Origin of the sequence: Mucilaginibacter sp. R-33, assembly GCF_049949235.1 — a bacterium.
In the GTDB taxonomy this organism is placed as follows: domain Bacteria; phylum Bacteroidota; class Bacteroidia; order Sphingobacteriales; family Sphingobacteriaceae; genus Mucilaginibacter.
Genome location: NZ_CP188089.1, coordinates 4,982,953 through 5,007,167, shown reverse-complemented (window position 1 = coordinate 5,007,167; position 24,215 = coordinate 4,982,953). Strand labels below are relative to the sequence as shown.

23 protein-coding genes and 2 tRNA genes are annotated in these 24,215 nt (G+C 42.3%); 13 read left to right on the top strand and 12 right to left on the bottom strand.

The genetic code is table 11. The features are described from left to right. The first annotated feature begins 68 nt into the window (after nt 1-68). Nucleotides 69-263 carry a hypothetical protein gene (locus ACP26M_RS20515; RefSeq protein WP_426582828.1) on the top strand — a complete coding sequence of 65 codons (195 nt, stop codon included), beginning with the start codon at nt 69-71 and terminating at the stop codon, nt 261-263. A 505-nt stretch (nt 264-768) separates the two neighbouring features. On the opposite strand, the gene ACP26M_RS20510 is transcribed toward ACP26M_RS20515, so the two are convergent. Continuing rightward, nucleotides 769-2,070, bottom strand: coding sequence for a leucine-rich repeat-containing protein kinase family protein (locus tag ACP26M_RS20510; protein ID WP_426582826.1), 1,302 nt, complete (start codon nt 2,068-2,070; stop codon nt 769-771). A 201-nt stretch (nt 2,071-2,271) separates the two neighbouring features. Between ACP26M_RS20510 and ACP26M_RS20505 the strand changes: the two genes are divergently transcribed. Continuing rightward, nucleotides 2,272-3,045 carry a M17 family peptidase N-terminal domain-containing protein gene (locus tag ACP26M_RS20505; protein WP_229701711.1) on the top strand — a complete coding sequence of 258 codons (774 nt, stop codon included), beginning with the start codon at nt 2,272-2,274 and terminating at the stop codon, nt 3,043-3,045. An 88-nt stretch (nt 3,046-3,133) separates the two neighbouring features. Here the strand turns inward: ACP26M_RS20505 and ACP26M_RS20500 are convergent. The 3 genes from ACP26M_RS20500 to ACP26M_RS20490 form a co-directional block, all read right to left on the bottom strand. Continuing rightward, a tRNA-Val gene (locus ACP26M_RS20500) sits at nt 3,134-3,208 on the bottom strand. A gap of 138 nt (nt 3,209-3,346) precedes the next feature. Beyond that, a tRNA-Val gene (locus ACP26M_RS20495) sits at nt 3,347-3,424 on the bottom strand. Nucleotides 3,425-3,526: 102 nt separating this feature from the next. Beyond that, on the bottom strand, nt 3,527-3,844 hold the full coding sequence (locus tag ACP26M_RS20490) for a hypothetical protein (RefSeq protein ID WP_090535036.1): 318 nt from the start codon (nt 3,842-3,844) through the stop codon (nt 3,527-3,529). A 1,300-nt stretch (nt 3,845-5,144) separates the two neighbouring features. Here ACP26M_RS20490 and ACP26M_RS20485 point away from each other — a divergent pair. Both ACP26M_RS20485 and ACP26M_RS20480 read left to right on the top strand, forming a co-directional pair. Next, entirely contained in the window at nt 5,145-5,837 is a 693-nt protein-coding gene (locus ACP26M_RS20485; protein ID WP_090535041.1) for a ferritin-like domain-containing protein, read from the top strand. A 12-nt stretch (nt 5,838-5,849) separates the two neighbouring features. Beyond that, nucleotides 5,850-6,695: a ferritin-like domain-containing protein gene (locus ACP26M_RS20480; protein WP_090535042.1), complete on the top strand. Its 846-nt coding sequence runs from the start codon at nt 5,850-5,852 to the stop codon at nt 6,693-6,695. A gap of 74 nt (nt 6,696-6,769) precedes the next feature. On the opposite strand, the gene ACP26M_RS20475 is transcribed toward ACP26M_RS20480, so the two are convergent. Beyond that, nucleotides 6,770-7,216 (bottom strand): thioredoxin family protein, encoded by a 447-nt coding sequence (locus ACP26M_RS20475; RefSeq protein ID WP_426582822.1) that lies wholly within the window; start codon nt 7,214-7,216, stop codon nt 6,770-6,772. Between the two features lie 84 nt (nt 7,217-7,300). Beyond that, nucleotides 7,301-9,052, bottom strand: a complete 1,752-nt coding sequence (locus tag ACP26M_RS20470) for a DUF6600 domain-containing protein (RefSeq protein WP_426582820.1) — start codon at nt 9,050-9,052, stop codon at nt 7,301-7,303. 203 nt (nt 9,053-9,255) lie between these two features. On the opposite strand from ACP26M_RS20470, the gene ACP26M_RS20465 reads away from it, so the two are divergent. The 3 genes from ACP26M_RS20465 to ACP26M_RS20455 all read left to right on the top strand — a co-directional run bounded on the left by ACP26M_RS20465 (nt 9,256) and on the right by ACP26M_RS20455 (nt 11,400). After that, on the top strand, nt 9,256-10,218 hold the full coding sequence (locus ACP26M_RS20465) for an isopenicillin N synthase family dioxygenase (protein WP_426582818.1): 963 nt from the start codon (nt 9,256-9,258) through the stop codon (nt 10,216-10,218). Nucleotides 10,219-10,291: 73 nt separating this feature from the next. Then, nucleotides 10,292-10,663 carry a hypothetical protein gene (locus ACP26M_RS20460; RefSeq protein ID WP_426582816.1) on the top strand — a complete coding sequence of 124 codons (372 nt, stop codon included), beginning with the start codon at nt 10,292-10,294 and terminating at the stop codon, nt 10,661-10,663. 68 nt (nt 10,664-10,731) lie between these two features. Further along, complete coding sequence (locus ACP26M_RS20455) at nt 10,732-11,400, top strand: CPBP family intramembrane glutamic endopeptidase (protein WP_426582814.1); 669 nt, start codon at nt 10,732-10,734, stop codon at nt 11,398-11,400. Between the two features lie 6 nt (nt 11,401-11,406). On the opposite strand, the gene ACP26M_RS20450 is transcribed toward ACP26M_RS20455, so the two are convergent. Next, on the bottom strand, nt 11,407-12,645 hold the full coding sequence (locus tag ACP26M_RS20450; protein WP_426582812.1) for an MFS transporter: 1,239 nt from the start codon (nt 12,643-12,645) through the stop codon (nt 11,407-11,409). Nucleotides 12,646-12,788: 143 nt separating this feature from the next. On the opposite strand from ACP26M_RS20450, the gene ACP26M_RS20445 reads away from it, so the two are divergent. Continuing rightward, nucleotides 12,789-13,670: a LysR substrate-binding domain-containing protein gene (locus ACP26M_RS20445; protein WP_426582810.1), complete on the top strand. Its 882-nt coding sequence runs from the start codon at nt 12,789-12,791 to the stop codon at nt 13,668-13,670. Between the two features lie 277 nt (nt 13,671-13,947). Further along, nucleotides 13,948-15,231 carry a TlpA family protein disulfide reductase gene (locus ACP26M_RS20440; RefSeq protein ID WP_426582808.1) on the top strand — a complete coding sequence of 428 codons (1,284 nt, stop codon included), beginning with the start codon at nt 13,948-13,950 and terminating at the stop codon, nt 15,229-15,231. A 30-nt stretch (nt 15,232-15,261) separates the two neighbouring features. On the opposite strand, the gene ACP26M_RS20435 is transcribed toward ACP26M_RS20440, so the two are convergent. From ACP26M_RS20435 to tilS, 4 genes are all read right to left on the bottom strand, one after another. Further along, nucleotides 15,262-15,699, bottom strand: a complete 438-nt coding sequence (locus ACP26M_RS20435) for a hypothetical protein (protein ID WP_090534471.1) — start codon at nt 15,697-15,699, stop codon at nt 15,262-15,264. Between the two features lie 2 nt (nt 15,700-15,701). Beyond that, entirely contained in the window at nt 15,702-16,643 is a 942-nt protein-coding gene (locus ACP26M_RS20430; protein WP_426582806.1) for a hypothetical protein, read from the bottom strand. A 216-nt stretch (nt 16,644-16,859) separates the two neighbouring features. Beyond that, nucleotides 16,860-17,342, bottom strand: a complete 483-nt coding sequence (locus ACP26M_RS20425) for a hypothetical protein (RefSeq protein WP_426582804.1) — start codon at nt 17,340-17,342, stop codon at nt 16,860-16,862. Next, nucleotides 17,339-18,676 (bottom strand): tRNA lysidine(34) synthetase TilS, encoded by a 1,338-nt coding sequence (tilS, locus tag ACP26M_RS20420; RefSeq protein WP_426582802.1) that lies wholly within the window; start codon nt 18,674-18,676, stop codon nt 17,339-17,341. The genes ACP26M_RS20425 and tilS overlap by 4 nt, the downstream gene beginning before the upstream one ends. Nucleotides 18,677-18,727: 51 nt before the next feature. On the opposite strand from tilS, the gene ACP26M_RS20415 reads away from it, so the two are divergent. Then, the gene (locus ACP26M_RS20415) at nt 18,728-21,304 is read left to right on the top strand and encodes an OstA-like protein (protein ID WP_426582800.1); all 2,577 of its coding nucleotides are present in this window, start codon (nt 18,728-18,730) and stop codon (nt 21,302-21,304) included. Nucleotides 21,305-21,575: 271 nt separating this feature from the next. Then, a complete protein-coding gene (locus tag ACP26M_RS20410; RefSeq protein ID WP_091216455.1) occupies nt 21,576-21,821 on the top strand; it encodes a hypothetical protein in 246 nt (81 codons plus the stop codon). Between the two features lie 16 nt (nt 21,822-21,837). Here ACP26M_RS20410 and ACP26M_RS20405 read toward each other — a convergent pair whose 3' ends face one another. Next, nucleotides 21,838-22,125: a hypothetical protein gene (locus tag ACP26M_RS20405; protein WP_426582798.1), complete on the bottom strand. Its 288-nt coding sequence runs from the start codon at nt 22,123-22,125 to the stop codon at nt 21,838-21,840. Nucleotides 22,126-22,361: 236 nt separating this feature from the next. Between ACP26M_RS20405 and ACP26M_RS20400 the strand changes: the two genes are divergently transcribed. Next, nucleotides 22,362-23,447: a Gfo/Idh/MocA family protein gene (locus ACP26M_RS20400; protein WP_426582796.1), complete on the top strand. Its 1,086-nt coding sequence runs from the start codon at nt 22,362-22,364 to the stop codon at nt 23,445-23,447. Nucleotides 23,448-23,450: 3 nt separating this feature from the next. Beyond that, on the top strand, nt 23,451-24,185 hold the full coding sequence (locus tag ACP26M_RS20395; RefSeq protein WP_426582794.1) for a glucosamine-6-phosphate deaminase: 735 nt from the start codon (nt 23,451-23,453) through the stop codon (nt 24,183-24,185). The last annotated feature ends 30 nt before the right edge of the window (nt 24,186-24,215 follow it).

Genomic DNA, 24,215 nt, shown 5'->3' with positions numbered 1-24,215 from the left:
AATTTCACCTCTTTTTTAGGAGGTTGCAAAAATACAGAAATTAAAAATGATTTTTTTAATTTACGCCGATGAAAAATAAAGCAAAACGCTCTGTTTATCTTTTATTAATAGGTATTATCCTGTTTTCGGCAGGGATGGCCATTCCCAGTGGTCCCGGCGAAAAATGGGACGATTACGCGCGCGGTGCAGGAGCAGGGTTATTTATTGCCGGTTTTATCGGCCTGGTGACCTGGCTTATCGATGTGGTGAAGGAAAATAGGTAAGCCTTAAGCCCTGAGTTGTTAGTCGTAAGTTCAAAGCCGGATAGGTATTACAGCATTGCTCAACCGGAGTCGCACCGTATTTTAAATCATAAATCACTGATCTCAAGGGTGGCAGTTGCAAATAAATACTTTCGACTAAATACTTTCAACTTAGACTTTTTCATATACTAAAGCTTTAGTTGATGCGTTATTGATAAGACTAAAAAATAAAAGCCTCCTTGCACTCGCTGCTTGGAGGCTTTAAACCTAAACCTTATCACAAATCAAGGTGGTAACCTTGTATTGAAATAGCTACAAATCTAATACATGGATTGCTAAAATCAAAAAAAACCGACGAATAGATTAAATGAATCGACAGATTATTAAAAACTATCGTTTTTTGTTTAAATTTTTCTAAAAAATTAAAAATATTGCGGGCGTGTGCTTGTTTTTCCAAAATAAAACAGGTCGTCAGGGAAATGAAATTCGCCGTAGCTTTTCGGATGAATACAGTAGGTTTGGCCGGTCATTTTAATCCGGAAAATGCGGCGTTTAAATGGCGAAATGTAGGCCTGTTCGTTAATTGTTTGCTCAGGCAGCTTTCTTTCAAAACCAATAACTTTTTGAGATCAGGGTGTTCTGTGTCATTACATAGCCTTGCCAGGTCATCCAATAAATAACCGAAAGCCCTTACTTCAAGCCGTTCAAGTTTGCCGGCTACTGTTGTATTGGCCGTATCATAAAAACAGGCAGCTCCAAAATCGCTGAACAGTGTATTGGCTTCATCATCAATCAAAATATTATGTGCATACAGGTCGCTGTGCATAATCCCCTTGCAGTGCAGGTGCTCCGCCACGGATGCAATGGTACCTGCAATTTTTAATACATGTTCGGGTGTCAGAGTCAGATCAGGCTTAAAAACATCACGCGTGCAGCTAACAAGGCTGGGAGGCAGGCCGAGATTGTAAAAACTCCCTGGTATGAGCTTCATCACCAGCCCTTTTTTATTTTCGGGATGATTGGCGATTTGGCCTATTAATTCTACCAATCCCTCATGGTTGCCTGCGGTAATACAGGCGTTCATCTCATCTTCGGGCAGGCCATCGCTGGTAATTGCTCCTTTGAATATTTTAACCGCAACCTCAGTGGTTTCACCGGCATGCCGCCAGGTAGCTTTGGAGATAACACCGGATGCGCCTTCGCCAAGCAATTGGTTGATTTCCAATTCGCCGCTATCAATCGCTGTAAGTGAATGTACTGTTGGTTTATAGCTGAAAGGATTGCCCGAAAACGCCAGCCATGATAGTTTGGGCATAGATAAGAGCCATTCGGGAAATTCACTTAGCTGATTGGCGGAAATCCTGAGCAGCTCCAGGTTACGACAGCCTGCAAGTGTAGCCGGCAGTTTTGTTAGTCTGTTACCCGCAAGCATTAGTTTCTGCATCCTGCTGCAGTTGCCTATATGAGCGGGTAGCTCGGTAATCCTGTTGTTGGTAAGGATGAGCCAGCGAAGATTAGGATTAAGCGATGCTGGCGGCACCTTTTCTATTCGGTTCGATTTAAACCCTGCGATGTCCAAAAATGGGCAGTCGGACAATACTTCCGGCAAAACAGTGAATTGGTTTTCTGAACAGAAAAAGGTTTTCAGCTTTTGGAGGCGGCCAAAATCTGACGGTAATGCGTTCAGTTTATTGAATGAAAGATCAAGATATTCCAGTGTATCTGCCAGTTCAAAAATTTCAATAGGAAAGTGGGAAAGATTTTCTGATAGTTTAAGCGATACTGCTCCTTTTAATTCTCCGTTTTTTAACTGTTTTAACGTTTGCATAGGCTAAAGCAAAAGAACAAAAAATGCTTAACATTTTGGTTGTGCCTCATATATGATATGGTGGAATCGCGTTTAGATTTATTTAGCTTTTAAGATGATTTTTTATTTCTTAATCTACGTCATCTTTTTGTTTTTCAATTTCCTCCACTTTTGATGTATTAATGAGAGAGATAAATAATATCAATTTAAACATCGTCATCCATGGAACACAATATTACAATAATTAAGAAAGCAGCTATAAAATCGCATACGGGCTCGTTAAAGCTGATGTTTGCAATGGCAATTATCAGCTTAGTAAGTTTTACAAAGGGTTGGGCACAAACACAAGTGTCAACTTTACCCGCTCCCGGTACATCGGCAACAATTGGCCAAATAGACGGTATAACAATATCAACTGCAGTTCAATCACCCTCCAATCAGCAAACACCACTTCAGGTAATTTGTGTTTTTGAATACACAGAGGGCGATATTTTTAATTCACCGCCCGCATTGCCACGCAATCTTAACGGCCTTGTACATGTAGATGAGGCCTTAAAAGGGATACTCACCGAATTGCGTAAAAGCGGCAGGTTTGAAGGCCGGACCCTGGAAACAATGCTTATTACACCATCAGTTGGCAGCTTGCCTGCCGGAAAGTTGCTGATCATAGGGCTTGGCGACCGAAAGTCCTTTAATCCTGAACTAATGATCAGTGTTGGCCGTGTGGAAATGCGCGAAGCTTTAAGGCTGGGGGTAAGCAGTTATTCGCATGCCAGCGATTTAAAGGATGCTGGTATTGATTCGCCTACAGGCGTTGTTGCTGTCAACATTATTAAAGGCGCTATAAGCGCCTATGAAACCGAGGCTTTTTTGAAAGATCACTTGCTGAGTTCGGCTAAGCCTTTAACTCAAATAACATTACTTGCCGGGCCGGCATTTTTTCAAACCACGGCAGATGCGGTTAAAGCTTTTGTGGATAGTTTCAAGGGGGATTAACTCAAAGCGTATTGCGATAAAAATGAGTTTGAAAGACTTTAAAGGCTGATTTTAAATAAAAAGGCCCTGCAATTGCAAGGCCTTTTTGTGGGAACTACTGGGTTCGAACCAGTGACCCTCTGCTTGTAAGGCAGATGCTCTGAACCAGCTGAGCTAAGCTCCCTTTGTTTTTAATTTTACCATCGTTTTGGCAAAACCGAGCGGCGAAGTTAAATCACTTTGCCATATAATGCAAATACTTTCGTGAAGTATTTAGCGAAGAGCGCAAGTATAAAAAAGCCCAACATTACTGTCAGGCTTTTGGTGGGAGCTACTGGGTTCGAACCAGTGACCCTCTGCTTGTAAGGCAGATGCTCTGAACCAGCTGAGCTAAGCTCCCTTGCTTTTGGGACTGCAAATATAGGGCTTGATGTTTATTCTTCAAAAAATATTTTGCATTTTTTGTAATATATTGATTTTTAATGAGATGTATTTTAGTAATTTACTTCACATCCCTGTACTGGGCACGCGGACGGGGGTCTTCCGGGAGGATTTCCATTTCCGGAAATTCGATATAGTGGGCATACCATTGTATGGCGCCTACCAAATCCAGCGCGTCTTCGGCAGCTACACTAACCGTTTCAAAGGCGTAAAGCTTCTGATCGGCGTATCCATAAAGCTGGATCTCGTTATCATCCGGACTAAATTGTTCTTCATCAAGACAGTAAACTTTTACCTTGAGGCGTGTATCCCTGGAATGGATCACATCCCTACAGGGGTTTTGGGGATCGGTTGCCAGTAAATATACATTATAGTCCATAATCGGTTTAACAAAGTTTATATGGGATGGTTTCTTTATTAAGCATTTAATACTCAGAATTGTTTGATTTTTTAATCTGTTTCCCCGGGTGTGGAAATTGCACCCTCGTTTGGGGAAAAAATCTACAGTTTAATATTTAAGTAATATTAAAAAGCTGTTTTTAAGGTATATAGATGCATGTTTAACAATTGGCATTTCGTTTGAATAAATGTTATTACCCTTCTCAAAGGGTTGTTTTTCATAGGTAGATGTAGGGTCGAAATACTGCGAGAGTATTTCGACCTTTTTTATTATCCAATGTTTGGTGCCGGTTTCCTCTTTAAGCAGGTTTATGTAACCGGATAGGTCATCCAGTCTGGGTGATGATGGGTGAGGTAGTTTAGCCGATCGAGTTTTAACCTCTGGGAAAATTATACCACTATTTCCAGGAAAGTATTTACTCACTTTATATTCACTACGCCTTTGAAAATGCGTTCTGAGTACTGGAAAGGCATTTTGGCATTTGGCACCTGGTTTGAATTACAGTTAATACCCTTACTAAAAAGGGTTGTTTTTCATAGGTAGATGTAGGGCCGGACCAACTGCGAGAGTTGTCCGGCCTTTTTTTATTACGGCGTTATGTTGCCTGATAATTAAAATGTAGCCTGCCGAAATTAACCATTGGGAAATTAATTCCCGGTTTTGGGTGTCATTTCTACACATTGAGGTGCGGTTGTGTTTTAAAAAGCTGCCAATTAGGCATTTAAAGCCATTTTTAAACATTGGCATCAGGTTTGAATATAGTTTAATACCCTTCTCAAAGGGTTGTTTTTCATAGGTAGATGTAGGGCCGGAATAACTGCGAGAGTTGTCCGGCCTTTTTTATTTAGCGGAAATTTCAATCTCTCTCTGATCTGATTGCTTTTTAATTAAGAATATTTAATGACAGTAGCTTATAATCCCCGATTTTGGGATTGCTTTCCACACGGTGACAACTGTTAGCTCCAAAAAGCTTATTTATAGAAGTTTAAAGCGGTTTTATGATTTGGCACCCGGTTTGGATAAGTATTAACACCCTTCTCAAAGGGTTGTTTTCATAGGTAGATGTAGGGCCGAAAAACTGCGAGAGTGTTTCGGCCTTTTTTATTATTCTCAATTTTTTCTGAAGTTTTTTTAGCTGTAAATAGGGCCATGGGTTTTACCTGCAGTTAAACACTCCAATTAAGAGTAGATTAATTATCGTAAATTGAAATCTGTTGGATTATAACGGGCGTATATCCATCTACAAGATAACTAATTATAGCATTAAAAATCGAATTCTATGAAAACATCTGAACAGGAAAGCATAGGCGGAGCAAATATGGCCAGGAGGTCATTTTTACGCTATGCAGGGTTAGGCGTGGCATCAGCCGGACTCTTAGCTACAGCAGCTTGTCACAAAGACCATAAGGTAATTGTTGGCGGGGGCATTGATATCGGTGCCAAAGGCGATCTTGCGATCCTTAACTACGCTTACGCGCTTGAGCAACTGGAAGCTGCGTTTTATATCCAGGTAATTACCACCCCATATTCGGGGATGACCTCCGATGAAAGAGCGCTTTTAACAAGTATTCGTGATCATGAGATACTCCACCGTGAATTTTTCAAAGCTGCTTTAGGAGGTAATGCAATCCCTGCTCTTACCACCGATTTCAGCACTATCGATTTTACCAAAAAAGCAGCCGTACTTGGTGCTGCTAAAGCATTTGAAGATACCGGTGTTAAAGCTTATGATGGTGCAGGTTACCTGATTAAGGATGCCGGTTATTTAACCATTGCCGGTAAAATTGTATCGGTTGAGGCCAGGCACGCAGCATTGATCAGCAATATCCTGATGGCAGGGTCATTTGCTGCCGATGACCAGGTAGACAGCAACGGTTTGAATAAATCAGCTACCATTGCCGAGGTATTGCCTATCGCAAACACCTACCTCAAAACTAAAGTGAGTGCATCCAATTACAGTTACACAGCTTAAACCCACATCGCCATGAATTTATTTAATATAATAGACGAAATAGAAAAATTTGATCCCGAACTGAACGACAGGCTTAATCCGCGTCGTGCAGCTATCAAAAATATAACCAGCTTCGGTTCAAAAGTGGCTATGGCTGCTGTGCCGTTTGCCATGGGTACCATGCTCAAAAAGGCGTACGGGGCTGCTGCTGCTCCAACAGTGATTGAGGTTTTAAATTATGCTTTAACACTTGAATATCTTGAGTCGTCATTTTATAATACAGGTGCTGCCTCAGCAGGTTTGATCCCTGCTGCAGGCGCCTCTTATATCAACACAGTAAAAGACGACGAAAACCAACATGTGGCCTTCCTGAAATCAGCCATTACAGCTTCGGGCGGTACGCCGGTTACTTCGCCCAAGTTTGATTTTACAGCAGGCGGCGGCACAGGTAACGGGCCCTTTAAAGGTTTGTTCGGAAATTACAACTTGTTTTTGAAGGTGGCGCTGGCTTTTGAAGATACGGGTGTACGTGCTTATAAAGGCCAGGCACCTAACTTGCTGGGCAATAAAGATATTTTGACCGCGGCTTTATCAATCCATGCGGTTGAAGCCCGCCACGCATCGGCTATCCGACAGTTGCTGGGTGTTTCCCCGTGGATTACCAGTACCGCTACTTTGGGTAATGATACCGGTGTGACGCAGGTTAACGGAAATTACGATGGCGAACAAAACGTTACCCAGGGTGGTGTTAACGTTACCACATTACCTGGTTTATCAAGCTCTTCAACTTCTGTTGAGGTGGCTACCGCAGCTTTTGATGAGCCATTATCTATGGACCAGGTGTTGGCTTTATTAGTAGGTACTTTTATCTACACCTAAATAAAGTTGTTAATTGAGTTAAAAAAAAGACCGGTTGCTTATAGCGCCGGTCTTTTTTTATAGGTTCAATTGAACTATTTATTCAATGCCTGCCTGCCAAATTTAATGAGGTCATTTGCCCTGATATAGCCTACGGTTCCTGATACGGGTTTGCCTTTGCTGGTAAATATAATCATGGTAGGGTAGGCCTGCAGTCCCCATTCGGCAGCCAGGGCAGGGCCTTGTCCTTTTTCCATGTCGATAGCTACATTTACAAAATTATCGTTGTAAAAATCGGCTACTTTGTTGTTTTTAAATGTGGTAGCCTTGAGCATTTTGCAGGGACCACACCAAGTGGCATAAGCATCAACAAAAATATATTTGTTTTGACGGGCAGCCTGTTTTAGAGCTTCGGTCCAGGAGTTTTCAATAAAGTTGATTTGGGTTGATGATTTGCTGGTGGTTTCCTGGGCTTTTGCAGCTGAGCTGGACACAAGGGCAATTAAGGTGATAAAATAACTTATATGTAGGAGGTTTTTCATTTTAATAGATTGATTGGTAATAAAACAGCACGTATATAATGCTTTATACGTGCTGTTTATTGTAGCGGTTATAATTTAATTGTTTTAGGGGCGGTGTTGCTGTTGCTGCTGCTGTTGGCGTTGAGCTTGTTGCTGCTGACGTTGCTGTTCCTGCTGTTGCTGGCGCTGAGCTTGTTGCTGCTGACGTTGCTGTTCCTGCTGTTGTTGGCGCTGAGCTTGTTGCTGCTGACGTTGCTGTTCCTGCTGTTGTTGGCGCTGAGCTTGTTGCTGCTGACGTTGCTGTTCCTGCTGTTGTTGGCGCTGAGCTTGTTGCTGCTGACGTTGCTGTTCCTGCTGTTGTTGGCGCTGAGCTTGTTGCTGCTGACGTTGCTGTTCCTGCTGTTGTTGGCGCTGAGCTTGTTGCTGCTGACGTTGCTGTTCCATCTGTTGTTGGCGCTGAGCTTGTTGCTGCTGACGTTGCTGTTCCATCTGTTGTTGGCGCTGAGCTTGCTGTTGCTGACGTTGCTGTTCCTGCTGTTGTTGGCGCTGAGCTTGCTGTTGCTGACGTTGCTGTTCCTGCTGTTGTTGGCGCTGAGCTTGCTGTTGCTGACGTTGCTGTTCTTGCTGTTGTTGGCGCTGAGCTTGCTGTTGCTGACGTTGCTGTTCCTGTTGGTTTTGAGGCCGTTGCTGCTCACGTTGTTGTTCCTGTTGCTGTTGGCGCTGAGCTTGTTGTTGCTGCCTTTGCACTTGCTGTTCCTGTTGGTTTTGAGGCCGTTGCTGCAGTTGCTGTTGACGCTGTGCCTGCTGTTGTTGCTGGCGTTGTTGTGCTTGTTGCTGACGCTGTGCCTGCTGGTTGTCGCCTACCGGCCTTACATTGGGTTGATTAGGGCGAGCGTTAGCACCGGGATTTGGCCGGGTAGCGGGCCTTTCATGATTCACCTGTACTACCTTGTTGTCTGGTTGTGTATTTCGGGCCACTTCCTTTAAGCGGGCAGCGTTGTTCCGGTTGATGCCAGCGTTACCGGCTCGCCTGTTGGCTATGCCATCATTAGGGTTTTGCTGCCTGTAAGCTGCCGCGTTCACAACTCTTGCCGGGCGTGCATCGGGTGCTTTCCTTACCTCAGGACGATAAATGTTTACTGTATTATTAACTATTCTACCGCCGCCGTTTGGCCGGTTAACATTATTAATGTTGTAAACACGAACGTTACGGTTGTTGGTAACCTGCCTGATCTCGTTAATTCGTGGGCCGGCTATATAAGTGCGGTTGTTATTAACATAAGTGTTGTTAATAATGGTTGTTTGATGAATAATGTTCACCACACGTGTTGGCGGTACATAATAGTTGTAAATGTTTGGCCTGGTAATATAAGCCTGTGGCGCACAAACCCAGTAATAATCCGGCACACGGTAACTGTTGCCCAATGATATGCTGATACTGATGCCCGGTTGTAAAGGCGCCCAGCCGTAATAACCGCCGCCATGCCTCCAGCTAACCCATGCCGGTGCCCATTCGTGGCCCGGAATCCATTCCCAGCCGTAATAATCATCATAACGCCAGCGGCCATAATGAAACGGGGCCCAGCCCCATTCATAATCGGATACCCAGGTATTGCCATAGTCGGTTACAACCCAGTGGCCCCGCGTAGCATATGGTCTGAAATCGTCACCGGCGTCCGGGATCCAAACGTTGCCGTATTGCGGGTCGTTAACCCAGGTACCGTATGGGTCAAGTTCGTCGTAAAACTCCTGGTCGGATACATAGCCTCCTTCCTGGGCTTTGCTCATGTTTGGTGCGGCAAGCATTATTAAAAATGCTATTAAGCTGATACCGCATATTTTATTAATAAATTTCATAATAACGTATGTTTAAGATGGCCTGTCACGTGGTGTTGCTGAATGTATGACAAGCAGAAGTATAAAACGTTTAAAGCAAAAATTGTTTTGAAGAGTTAATGCGAACAGGCTCAGCGTAATTATGGGGATAAAATTTTATCACTATCTTGTGTTCCTCGCTTAAAAATTAAATAATTTTGCTACCTGTTTTATAAACTATAACTATGAGCACAGTAAACATTCCACGCCTGGACCTGAATACCTATATAAACGGCAGTGCCGAAGAACGCAAGCAATTTTCGAACGATATCGGCAAGGCTTTTAACCAAACCGGCTTTGTTACCATCACTAATCACGGCCTCAGTAAAGAATTGATAGATAGGCTTTACGATCAGGTTAAAACGCTGTTTGCCCTGCCCGATGCAATAAAACAGCAATATGAAATTCCCGGTTTGGCTGGCCAGCGTGGGTACACCGGAAAGGGCAAGGAAACAGCAAAGGGCTTTAAAACCCCCGACCTGAAAGAGTTTTGGCAGATTGGCCAAACCGTAACTGACGATGAGACGCTGAAAGCACAGTACCCGGATAATGTAACCGTTAACGAGCTGCCTGAATTTAACCCAACCACCATCGAAGTTTACAAAAAGCTTGAGACAGCCGGTAAACATCTGCTCCGCGCAATTGCCGTTTACCTCGAATTGCCCGAAAACTATTTTGATGATAAAGTCCATAACGGTAATTCCATACTTCGTACCCTGCATTATTTTCCGATAACCGAGCCTGAATCGGTGCCTGATGATGCTGTACGTGCCGGAGCCCACGAAGATATTAACCTGATCACCCTGTTAATAGGAGCCAGCGCCGATGGTCTTGAACTGTTAACCCGCGATAATACCTGGTTCCCGGTTAAAGCTTACGGCGAAGACCTGGTAGTTAACGTTGGCGACATGCTGCAGCGCTTAACTAACAATAAACTGAAATCAACCACTCACCGTGTGGTGAACCCGCCGCGTGAGTTGATGAAGTTTTCACGTTTCTCGGTACCGTTTTTCCTGCACCCAAAATCAGGTATGGATTTGACCAGTCTTGATTCATGTATTGATGAGCAGCATCCTAAGCTGTATACTGATATCACTGCTGGTGAGTATTTGGATGAGCGCTTGAGAGAGATTGGTTTGAAGATGTAAGATATTACAAGCCCTTTCAGTTTTGAGAGGGCTTTTTTTGTAACAGATTATTTTATCCGCCGCCCGCCATTTTATGACAGGAGATAACCCTCACCATTCATTTAGTGAAGATTTTTGTATCTACCTTGAATACCATCTGTCAAAGACATTCAAAAATTTTGAAGATGATGAATTAAGACGTTTTTGGTGCGATGGAGTGTCAATGCCGGCAAATGAAAAGCAGCTAACGGCTAAAAGCGTTAACGATACCCGTAAAATCGTAACCAAAGCATGGATTGGGGAAGACGGGCAGGGAGAATACGAGATGACAATAAGTTTAGGCCCGAAAGCACTTAGCAGATATACGCGGGGATTGGATTTAAAAGGATGTGTTCCATCTGAGAATTTTTTAGATTGGATTACGCTTGCAAGGGTTGAAAAGAAAATTGAGTTACGTCTGAAATAAGCTCTGCCCAAACCATTGCTAATTCATAATCTTTTGGTACATTGAAACACTAAACCTTAAATCGCTAAATGATACAACAACTGGAAAACGATGAACGGAAGGTAATAATTAACAGTCTTTTAGTTGTTATATCACTCCATGTATGCTGGTCGTTAAGTTCAATACTGTTGCGCGGCTTACCAATAGCCGAAAGGATGTTGATAACCAGAATAACGTTTTGGGTTTATTGTGGTGTTGTTTATCTGTACGCCCGTGAGGTTGAAAAACGGCCTTTTTTGTTGTGGAAAGAAGAAAGATATCCGTTTAGGTTTTATATAATATCTGTCATCGTTATAGTGGTAGTCATTGTAGCTGCAACTGTTTTGCTGTGGCTTCCTTTAAAAGCGGTGGGGTTTAAAACCAGTGCTTTAGCAGCTCAGTTTTTGCAGATGGCAGTACCGTTGAAGATTTTCGCCCTGATCACTGCCGGTGTTTTGGAAGAATTAATTTTTAGGGGTTATATTCAAAGCCGGTTACAACTTCTTTTTGATCACTGGCATTTCCCAGTTCTTATATCGGCACTTTGTTTTGCCTTAGTCCACGCTGGGTATGGCACCCTTATTAATATGCTTGTGCCATTTGTTATTGGGCTGATTTTTGGGTACCACTATTATAAGTACCGCAATATTAAAGTTTTGATCATTTGTCATTTATTGATCGATATTAATGCTTTGTTTCATTCAATCCCTAAGCATTAACATATTTTAATCAGCCAGCACGGCTTTTCCTTCAACGGCTTCACCGGATGCCTGTCTTCTTTTATACAATACAAACAATGCAGTAGCCAATACCCCAATAATTCCCTCGATACAAACAGCCCTGCGTGGACCGAGCTCGTTGGCTAACCAACCGGCCATCAAACTTCCCACCGGGATCATGCCCTGGTAAGCCATTACATAATAGCTGATAGCCCTTGCCCGCATGGCCGGGATAGCATGGGTTTGGATATAAGTATTAATGGCCGATGTTTGCGCCATCATACCAACGCCTGTAAATACCATAAATATTAAAGCAAAAGGTAGTTTGCCAGCATAGGCCACCATCAGCACGCTTATACCAAAAATGAGACTTGCTATTGACATGATCTTTACCAGGTTTTTATTACTCTTCAGGTTAGCCAGATATACAGCACTAATTACTGAGCCTAAACCAGCTGCGCTCTCAAACCAGCTGAAGGTTTTTGCATCGCCATTAAAAAGATCTTTGGCGAAGATGGGCATCAGTGTATTAAATGGTATCACAAACAGGCTGCTTGCGGTAAGCATCAGGATCATGCTGCTCAGGTCGCTGTCGCCGGACACGTATCTGAAACCTTCCTGTAATTCTGTCCAGATACTTTTTTCTGAACGGACAGGCACTATGGTGTTTAGCTTCATCATGAATAAACAGGCAAGTACCGGGATATAACTTAAAAAGTTACCGAAGAAACAAACATCCTCACCAAAAGCACTCAGTACAATACCTGCAATGGCCGGGCCTGCAATACGCGCCAGGTTGGTCATGGTTGAGTTTAAAGCGATGGCATTTGGCAGATCGGCCTTGTCATCAACCATATCCACCATTAATGATTGGCGACAGGTAACATCAAAGGCATTGACAATACCCTGCAACAGGCTAAGACCGATAATAGCCGGGATGTTATAGATCTTGAAAAAGATCATAAAAGCAAAAGCGCCCGCCTGCAGCATGGATACCACCTGGGTAATAACCAAAATACGGTAACGGTTATGCCTGTCGACAATACTGCCCGCGTATGGGGCCAATATTAATGATGGGATCAGGCTTACAAAGCTTACTATACCTAATAAAAGTGCTGAACCTGTAAGGCGGTAAACCAGCCAGCTTACGGCTGTTTTTTGCATCCACGTGCCAATGAGGGATATTGACTGACCGTAAAAAAACAGCTTAAAATTACGGTACTTTAAAGAGCGAAACACATTCATTTGTTCAATTCATAACAAAAGCAATTTCAGGGGAGTACTTAATACAAGACTATTGAATTGTTTTATGCTGCAAATATCGCGCATATCAATACATTTGTAAAATAGATTGTTTTAATAGAATTGATAGATAAAAACGATTGATTATGGAATTGCGTCAATTGCAGTACTTTGTTAAAGCTGCCGAAACCGTGAATTTTACCGAGGCTGCAGCCGCTGTGTTTATTACACAAAGCACGCTATCGCAGCAAATCAAGCAGCTTGAAGAGGAGCTGGGCATGCTTTTGTTCGACAGGATAGGCAAGCATGTACGGATCACTGAGGCTGGTCATATATTTTTAACTCATGCCCGCAAGATTCTTAACGATGTGCAGCGGAGCAAGCAGGCCATCAGTGAATTGCAAAATGCTACCATCGGCGAGCTTAACCTTGGCGTTTCGTACGCTTTTACTTCTTTGCTGTTACCTGCATTGGCACCCTTCAGTACTAAATATCCCGGTATCAAGATCTTTATCACTTATGGCAGCCCCGAAGAATTGGAAAAGAAACTGCGCCTTGCCGAGCTGGATATGATCCTCGCTTTCCACAATGAAAGTGATGACGAAGACCTGGAAATGCAGGAATTGTTTAGCTCGAGCGTGGTAATGGTGGTTTCAAAAAATAATCCGCTGGCGCAACTCAAAAAAGTAAGTCTGGAAGAATTGGCTAAGCTTGACCTCATTTTACCGGGCAAAGGCTTCAGCTCGCGCGATTTTATTAATGATTTGTTTAACCGTAAAAAGATAGTGCCCAATATTAAAATCGAGCTCAATGATGTGCATTCATTACTGGCCCTGGTTGAGAACGGCCATTGGGCAACTATCCTGAATGAAAAAGCAATAATAGGCTGGAATAAAGTTATCGCCATACCCATCGAATCAAAAGATATCAAACGGCAATCATACATACTATGGCAAAAAGGTGTTTACCGCAAACGCGCGGCTATTTTATTTATTGAGGAATTGATGCGGGTGATGGAGAGTGTGTAGTGAATATTTACACATGATATATCTTTAACGGGCTATAAGCGATATAATAATCTGTTTATATTTGAGTTATAATCCGATATAAACCTTATCTATGAGCCTTAAATCAATTTTTTACCAGATATTACTATCTGTAATATGTGTTCAGCTCTTTGCCGCGTTTCGGCCTGATCAGCACAAATCAATTCATAGTCAAGCAACGGAAAACGGCTCTAAAGCAACGATTGTATTCCGGCTTAAAGCCCATGAGCAGTTCAGGCTCGAGTATATGAACGCTTTTTTGGAAGCAAAGCAACTCAAATTTATCAATCCCGGGGAAAAGGATACTGTAATTATACGTAATGTAACAACAGATATTCCTGTTGCCTTAACAATGACTTTTTTTGAGTTTGGAAAAGATAAAAGCACGAAAGAAAGAAAGTTTTCAGTACTTGCATCGCCTGGAGATACATTGAATTTATCATTAACAAGCCAGGGATTTCTGAATACAGAAAGATTAAAAAAAGGAATTGTATTATCCAACGATTCTATTTCATATTATACCAACTATACTACTGCGCCCGGCGGCAAAGCAGTATCCTCCAAGAATGAACTTTGGAAATCTTTTTATACAGAATTTAATAGAAAATTTCGAGAAGAAACGGATAGGATCAATGGCCTTTTGGCTAATTTTCAAATAGATTCATCAGCATTTGAGCAACTGACAATCAACTGTAAACTTCATTATTACAAACGGTTGTTTAATTGGCTTTATGAGGGTAATGGCCAATACTTTGAGCCTGCTTTACCTGTACTTTCAAAGTTGAGTGAGGATATCGAGCATGTTTTAAATAGCCCACACCTATTTTTGGCCGAAGATTTATTGAGTGTGATTGACGGCTACGTCAGGCTCAAAATCATTAACAAAGGTGAGGACTATGTTAATGGCATTACTATATATAAAGAAGCATCGGCAGCTAATTTGGGCAGGTTTAAAGCCAGCTATCTTATTATTTGTTTAACTCATTCGCCGGTAAAAAAAGGGGCTGAATTTGGCGAAATAATAAAGGACTACAAGAGAAAGATGGTTAATACAGCCTATTTGATACATCTCGATAGCATTATGAGAAACATGCTGGATGGCAAGCAGATTATATCAAGCGATATGTTAATTAGTTTAAACGGAAAAAAAGTATCATTGAATCATCTGCTTAAATCGAAGAAACAGTTTTACATATTGGATTTTTGGGCAAGCTGGTGTTCGCCCTGCAGGGCTCAGTTGCCGGTGATAGATAGTTTAAGATCTGCATTGAGAAAAAATGCTGTGGAGGTAATTTCGATTAATCTCGATCAAAAAGAAGCATCCTGGAAAACCGCATCCCTGGCCGAAAAAAAACATCTTGGAATAAACAATTATCACCTTGGTGCGGCAACTAAATCAGCTATTGTGCGCCAGTTAAATATATCATCTATTCCGCGATATGTGATTTTGGATAACTTAAAAATAATATCATCAAACTTTTATCAACCCACAGAGCCCGGTTTTATTGATGAGTTGAAAAACTTAATAATGGGAAGTAGATAATATGACTATTGAAAATGTGCAGAAAAATTTTCAATCACTTTTCTTGGTAAAAAATACCCCAAGTACACCGCCCAGTATCGCCTCAAAATAGGGCAATATCTTGCTGGTTTGTTCAAAGGAATCTTTGGCATATTGCTGACCGTGCTGAAATTGATCTTTAGGGATCATAACCAAAACCACCAGCAGGAAACCTATATAAAAAATGCTTACCAACAATGATAGCCTGTAAAAGAAAATATCTATTTGTGCATTGTCGTATTTGTTTTCCTGACTATAAGCCACTATAAAACCTGTTGTAATGAGAGTGAGGTAGGGGACAAGATGCTGTAATAACCATGATGCGATATCTGTAATGGTCTCTTTACCTGTCATCTGCCATAAAATTACGTAAATCAAAAGCAATGCGGATGAACAAAACCAAACTGTTGTTAGCTTTTTCTGGGCTTTATATTTAATGATCGAGGCCATAATCAGGGTTGTAAGCTTTGGGCTATATGTGATTTTTGGAGATGGGTTTGAGCATTGAACCGGGGTGATAACAAAGGTGACAAATGCGTGTTGGCCTCCTCGGATTTAAATTCATAAACAATTACGGTGCAATTATATCCCGGCTTAAAAGGTTTCTTTTTAATGGCATCCGGTAAAACATTGGCTGCCATACGGATCCATTCCAGTGCATTGCCTGCAGTTACAGGGGTGTTAGTTGCATTAAATGGCACATCCGTTACCAAAAAAGCGAAAACCCTGAAATATCCTTTACGGGGAGCAAAAAAATCTAACAGGCTCATACTTTGGTACCGCCCTTCAGAAAAACGGTCACTGCCGCTAACGGAAGTAGCATCGTCATTAATTTCTTCTACTTTGGTAACTACTACAAAGCCATCAGGAATAGCGTAGTACCCAACGTCACCATAATTGCAATTTGATGAAGTAATGGCCCTATAGATGATATTGCTTGCATCGCCTAATAACTGGCAGCTGCTAAAAATCGCATCGTCAAGTACCGCGTAAGTGTAACCTATAGGCGGAGGAAAAGGGAAAGACTTAATAGGGGCAACTGCTTTATCAAAAGCCACCATCAGGGTATCCTGCGATAACGCCTGGAAATTTTGTTTCTGATCGGTAGTGAGCAGTTGACTGGCTTTTTGCCGGGTTTCAGTCTGTAATATCATTAAACTGCGTTCAGATACAACAGGCGACATCCGTCTTAGGTCGTTTGCTTTTATTTTATAAGCTCTTAATAATGAATCAAGCCTCCTTTGCTGTTCTGTTGAAAACGCATAACGGGTGGGCATACGGCGCATAATAACCTGAGGAGTAGATTGCGGCCTGGGGCGGCTGATTATTTGTGCAAAGGCCAGGTTGCTCATGATACATAAATACCAAAGCAATGCACTTTTAAAGAGGTTCATACCAATTACTTTAAGGTTAAACTATTTGATAGAAACTAATGGTGCCGTTGTAACATATAAGGCAAAAGCTTTATTCAAAAGGCTGCCTGTAGCATATGTTCCAAATATAAACGATGGTATTTTAAATAACGTGAGTAGTTTTACTCAATATGGTAAATGTGAATGCGTAATTTTACCTGAATCAGCTGGTTGATGATCAGTGTGTTAGGTGGCTGGTTACTTCTTCATCTCTTCCCGTATAGCCCTCAAAAACTCATTAGGGTGTTTGGAGCCGATGATATAAAGCAGTCCGTCACGATCTGTAAGATGAATAGCTTCGTTGCCGGAAGTAAAAAAACGAATGGTACCTTTGGTATGCAGGTTATAAACAGGATTGTTAAAAAGATAACGGCTATAGGTACCTTTTTCGGCTTTAACAATACTGTTCAAATCTATTTTTACCAGCTTGGTTGTCCACAAACCGTCAAGCATAACGCTTTTGTTTTCTACACGGGTACGGAAATGCAGCAGGAATCCCAGGATAATGGAAATAATGATGATGGAAAAGCCCACTACAACCAGCAAATCGCCGTTGCGTTCGCGTTCGTCGGTGAAAAAGTAGGCTGCAAAACAGAACATAGCTAAAACCAGGCGTATGGTTAGCGGTATAAATTCCCGGCCAAGGTATTGTTTTTCGGTAAAAACGGATTTATCGCTCATGTTAGTTTAAACAGTTCGAAGATAGTAACTTTTTTAGTGTTATCACTCACTTTATACCTTTCGTCGGGGCGATAGCCGCCAACCCACATAATTTCGCCATTGCCATTTATCAGGATTGGGATTTCTTCCTTTTGGTGCAGCGGCACTTTTTGATTAATAAAAAAATCGCTCAGTTTTTTTTTGCCCTTCATCCCCAAAGGGAAAAAATGATCGCCCTCGTGCCAGGTACGCATTTTTAACGGATAAACTAACTTATCAGCATCAATGGATACTGCGAACGGATTATCTTTTATAATCAGCGGACTATCATCATGCAACAGGTTAAGCTTATAAACGCCAAAATTTGCCTCGTGGTCTGTAGCATTGATAATAACTTCGGACAGGTGGGTCGCTGTTTTTTGTTTGAGAATGATATTTTCCCTGTCGAGCAATAAGGTATGTGTTCCGGACTCAAATACCCGGCCCGGGTGTTTATCAAGTGAGGCAATGAGATCGTCGATGGTAGTTTCATTAAAACCGTATTCATCCAGCAGTTTAAAAAGAAGCAGCCGTTTGGGGTTTAGGTTTTTTACTTTGGTAATGGGCAGGTATGTGAGGTCATTATGTATCTGCGGCAACGTTTGCCTTAATTCATCAAGCTTAAGTTCAAGCAATAGTTCCAGGTCACGGAAATGGAGCAGGTTGTTTTCAAATGTTTTTTCCAGCGAGGGGTTCAGTTCCTTCAGCTTAGGTACTACTTCAAGCCGGATCTTATTACGGGCATATTTTGCTGATGCGTTAGAGCTGTCCTCCACAAAAGTTAAACCTTCGGTTGTAACAATGGTCTGTATTTCTGTACGGCTGAGGAATAGCAACGGGCGTACCAACTTGCCGTTTTTAGGTAAAATCCCATGCAAACCGGCAATTCCGGTGCCGCGGGTAAGGTTTAACAATATTGTTTCGATAGTATCGTTTTGGTGGTGAGCAAGCGCAACAACCTCATAACCTGATTGCTGACCGATGGTATCAAACCATTGATAACGCAAATCGCGGGCTGCCATTTGTATGGATACCTTGTTGTCTGCGGCGTATTGTTCTGTATCAAAATTAACCGTGTGGAAAGGTACGCCGAGGGTAGTGGCGAGGTTACGGCAAAAAGCCTGATCGCGCAAGGCTTCATCACCGCGCAGCTGAAAGTTACAATGGGCAATGCCGAAATCATATCCCGCGGCTTTAAGCAGGTGTACCATTAAAACCGAATCGATGCCGCCGCTTACAGCTGCCAGTATTTTGGTAGATGGCGTAAATAAGCTGTTTTGTTCAATAAAATTAACAAACTGATTGACTGGTAGCATTCATCAAAATTATTAATTTAATAACCCCAACAAAAAACTAATTTTGCCATTGTGAGGAAATACGTTTTATGCTTTTTGTTTTTGGCGATGGCAACTGCAGCTATAGCTCAAAAAAAATCAATTGTAAACCTGATACAATCTGAACGAAGCACCGGCGGAAAAACGGCCAGTGGCAGACAGCTGATTAAGGTATACAAAGGTGTGTTTAAGCAGGATTACTCCATCCTCCGATCAGACAGCGCTTACTTTTACCCTAACGAAAACGCATTTGACGCTTTTGGCAATGTAAATATAAACCAGGGCGATACGCTGAATATATTTTCGGATAAACTGAACTATAACGGCAACACCAAAACAGCCATCCTCACCGATAACGTTAAAATGGTTGACCGTGATGCCACGCTAACCACTAACTATCTTACCTATAATACAGCCAGCCGCATAGGCACTTATACAGGCGGCGGAAAGCTGGTGAATAAGGATAATGTGCTTACCAGTAAAAACGGTTACTATTTTGCCTTCAGCCGCGACTCATATTTCAGGTACGATGTGGTGCTCACCACACCCGATGCTTTGATAAAAAACGATACCCTTAAGTATAACACAGGTACGCGTATTGCCTATTTTTTCGGCCCAACTAACATTTACGGCACCAAGGATAAAGATACCCTGTATACCGAGAACGGTTTGTATAACACCGTTACCGAGCAGGCATATTTTGGTAAAAAAAACTCATACAGGCAAGGTACCAAATCATTAAAAGGGGACAGCCTTTTTTACGATAAGCTAAAAGGATATGGCCGCGCGGTAAAGAACATCACCTTCGAAGACAAGGAACAAAAAGTAACCATTAAAGGCGACCTGGGTACTTATTACAGGGCCGAAGAAAAAACTGTTGTTACCGAAAATGCTTATGTGGTACTGATCTCCGAGCAAAAGGACACCAGTAAAACCGATACCACAGCTAAGCAATTACCCGCTGCAAATAAGAATGCCAAAGCGGCGGCCAAAAAAGTAACTGACCTTACTAAAATTGCTAATGCTATAAAACCTGATAGCAACCGCAAGGCCCCGGCCAATACTATTCCCGTTAAACAGCCTTTTACCATAGGTAAAAAGGATAGTGCCAATGTTGATATGGCGACTGCGCTGGTACAGGGTGCTTTAAAAAATAATAAAGATGCTAATGCCGATGCTTTGATAAAAGCGGCAACACAGGCCAAAAAAGGGAACGAAAAGCTGATCGATTCGGCACTGAAGGCGGCGGCCCCAGCATTAAAAAACAATAAAGATAAAGCGAATATAAAAAACATAGGCAGCCTGGCCGGGGTGGCCGATGCTATTAAGCCTGGGGTTGCTAAAGTAGCAGGAAAGCTTGTCCCCGTACAAACAACTGTGGCGCCAAAGGATACCAGCCACATCAAACGCGATTCGATATATATGACTGCTGATACGATCGAAACGCAGATCATGACCTATAAAAACCAGAAAATTTACCAGGAACGCCAGCGTACTTTACGCGATACTACGTTGAAGCAGCGTAAACTGGCGGCTGATAAAAAATCGTCGAAGTTTCTTACTACTTATTATATAAAGGTACCTAAAGACACCAGTTACTTTCACCGCGATTTTTTTGGAAAGCCTAAACCGGTAAATGATTCATTACAAAGGAAAAAGGACGCACTCGCTGCCGCTAAAAAAGCAAAGCAGGATAGTATATACCGTGAACAAATGCAACGGGACCCGGTTTTTAAACAATACCCGGTTAATTTGAAAGATACGGCACGCGTGCGGATGCTTATTGGCCATCACCACGTTAAGATCTTTAAATCTGATCTGCAGGCTAAATCTGATTCGGTATTTTACAGCAACAGCGACTCAACCATGCGCATGTATGTGAACCCAATTATCTGGACACAGGGCTCACAACTGAGCGGGGATACCGTATATATGCAAATGCGCCATAAAAAGCTGGATAATATCGAACTGTTCCCATCGGCTTTCATCGTAAATATTGAAAAGGATGATTCAACGCATTTTAACCAGGTATCGGGTAAAAAAATGCGGGGATATTTTAAGGATGATAAGCTTGACCAGATGTATACGTTTGGCAATGCCGAAACCATATATTTTCAACGCGACAGCGGCAAGGTTTCGGGCATGCAGCGGTCATTAAGCAGCCGCATCCGTACTGTTTTTAAAAAGAACCAGGCTACGGATATTTACTTTTTAACCAAGCCCGAAAACAGGTATATCCCTATTGATAAAGTAAAGGAAGACGATAAGATATTGAAAGGCTTTTTATGGAAGCCTAAAGAGCGTCCAGCATCAAAAGAAGATATCATTAAAAAGCACAGTAAAAAAACAGCATCGACCAAATCGCCGGCAAAAAATGCCCCTGCTAAACCCGGAACTGTTAAGCCGGGGCTAAACCTCAAAACTGATAGCCTGAAAGGGCCGGGATTAAAAAATATGCAGGATAGTACTCTAAAAGTTGATACTGGGAAGAATAATACGATAAAATTTAAAAAGGATACGATAATCAGAAATTTTGCACCAAAACTGCCTGGAAATGGGCAGAAAAAGGACAGTATTGTTAACAAAACGCCATCTGTTAAGAAAAACTGACCCAAAATGAAAAAAAAGTAACATTTTTTATCCAAAAAATTAGTCTACTAATTCTATAGTGCTTATATTTGACTAATTGTTATTATCGTTCTAACCAATTAGTTCTTTATGATAAATAATGAGGTCAGTCAACTTAAATTTAAAAAAGAGACAGCCGGCGGGCTATCTCTTTTTTTCTGCCTCATTTTAAAGCATGTTTAAACAACTGTTTTATTTTTCAATAAAGTAAACATCATCAATCGTGGTATGTTATCTCAATAAACAAACTGCCATGATCGATCAAAAAGATACCACACCGGCCGCGAAAGATGGGAAGTACGAATTCCTGATCAACTACTCAGAACGTGAGCTTACCTGCCGTGTTGAAAAAGAGCAAAATAAGCTGCATGTTTTTATTGATAACAACATCAATGCCGAGCTCGAGTTACAGCCCGACGGCAGCCTTACCCAGGCCAGCGGCAATGCCCTGCCCGAATCAACCATCGAGTTTATTAAAAAACACATTATGGAGGGGTAGGAGAATAAAACTGTTGCTAAACTTGGAGATGGTATTTATAAAGGCTCTGGTTAAATTCCCGTAACATATTTGAAACCGCTTCTGTCAGCAGGTAAGCTTCGGGCGAAAGCGGGCAGAACAATGGTGGCCAAGAGCGCAGGAAAGGGCATAGCAAGTTTTTGCAGGAGCGGGAGCCTGTGAAGGCAGGGCAAAATAATTGCAGCCCGTGGTTCTGCCCGGTTTGCAGGGCAAAGGCCTTGCGCGCAAAGAAGCCTATCTGCTGACTTGATTTATTCGCGAAGTATTTTGTTTTATAGGTGCTCATGAGCTCACTCGGCTCGGTTTTGGTTCTTTTTATCAAGAAAAAGAACAAATCCAATCTGCGGCGATTGAGCGGGCCAATGTGACTTGGATACAACAACAGCTCTTACATGCTCCCAACAAGCATCTTCCAAAAATTTTCAATTTCTAAATATTATTCATTAATCTTGAACGGTATTCTAAACCAGATAAACCCTGCGCGCTGTTCCAATTATCGGCGCTTTATTATATATATGTTTTATGAACAAAACTAAAGTAGCCATACTGGGCGCCGGTTTTATTACCGATATCCACATGGAATCATATCATCGCTTTATTCCCGAAGCTGATGTGGTGGCCTGCTATGCCCGCAACCCGGAAAAAGCCAAAGCCTTTGCCGAAAAATATCACATAGCCCAATGGTTTGATGATATTGATAAACTGCTTGCCGAATCGGGCTGCGAGGTAGTGGACATCTGCCTGCCTAATTATTTGCATGCCGAAGCCACCATCAAAGCAGCCAAAGCCGGCAAGCATGTTATTATTGAAAAACCACTTGCCGTTACGCTTGAGGAGGCCGATGAAATGATAGCCGTATGCAAGGCCAACAACGTAAAGCTGATGTATGCCGAAGAGCTTTGCTTCGCACCCAAATATGAGCGGGCAAGGCATTTGGTAAAAGAGGGCGCCGTCGGCGAGATCTATATGCTGAAGCAGGGCGAAAAGCATTCGGGTCCGCATTCGGATTGGTTTTATGATATCAATTTTTCGGGCGGTGGGGTGATCATGGATATGGGCTGCCACGCGTTAGGCTGGTTTCGTTGGATGCTGAATAATGCCAAGCCTAAAAGTGTGTATGCCAGCATGAGCACGGTGCTGCATAAAGGTCGTACCAAAGGCGAAGACAATTCGGTAATTATTGTTGAGTTTGAAAACGGGGTAACTGCCGTGGCAGAAAACAGCTGGGCGAAACATGGTGGAATGGATGACCGTTGCGAAATTCATGGCCTTAGCGGCGTTATTTATGCCGATTTGTTTATGGGCAATGCAGCAGTAACATACAGCCGCGATGGCTATAGTTACGCCATGGAAAAATCGGATACTACACAAGGCTGGAGTTTTACCATTTTTGAAGAGGCTTTTAACCAGGGCTATCCGCATGAGCTAAAACATTTTATTGACTGTGTACAAAACAACAAAACACCATTGGTAACGGGCGAAGACGGCAGGGCGGTGCTTGAGCTCATTTACGCGGCCTACGCATCAGCAGGTGCCGGCAAAAAAATTGAGCTGCCTTTTTCGGCAAAGGTTGATAAACCGGTAAATCTTTGGCTCGATAATAAATAGCAAATGAAATTACATACATATCCTGATTATAATACCATGTCGAAGGCGGTGGCCGACCTGGTAGTTACCCTGGTTAACCAAAAGCCAAATGCGCTAATTTGTTTCCCTTCAGGTGATTCGCCGACCGGTTTGCTTAGCTACCTGGTTCAATATGCAAACCATGGCCTTGTTAATTTTAGCCAAACCAATTTTGTTGGCCTGGATGAATGGGTGGGCCTCGACCGTACTAATGATGGCAGCTGTACCTACTTCCTCGAAAAACATTTTTTTACGCCGCTTAATATTTCAGCTAACAAAAAGAAGTTTTTTAATGCCGTTGCTGATGATCTGGATGCCGAATGCCAGGCTATGAACAAACATATTGATAAACTTGGTGGTCTGGATATGATGGTGGTTGGCGTGGGGCTAAATGGTCACATCGGTCTTAATGAGCCCGGTGCTGATTTTCATTCGTATGCCCACCACTCGCCCCTGGCGCCCATTACTATTGAGGTTGCTCAAAAATATTTTACTACGGATACTGTTTTAACCGAAGGCATTACGCTTGGTTTAAGGCAGCTGGCCGAAGCTTCCGTACCGGTGCTGATAGCCAGCGGGAGTAAAAAAGCACCTATAATAGCACAGGCTTTGCAGGGATGTGTCACTAATGATATACCGGCTTCCATATTTAAAACGCTACAATATGCGCAGGTGTTTTTAGATGAAGCCGCGGCGGCGCAACTGAGCTTAACAGTATAAGAGTTGAAAGCCGAGGGCGGAAAACATAAA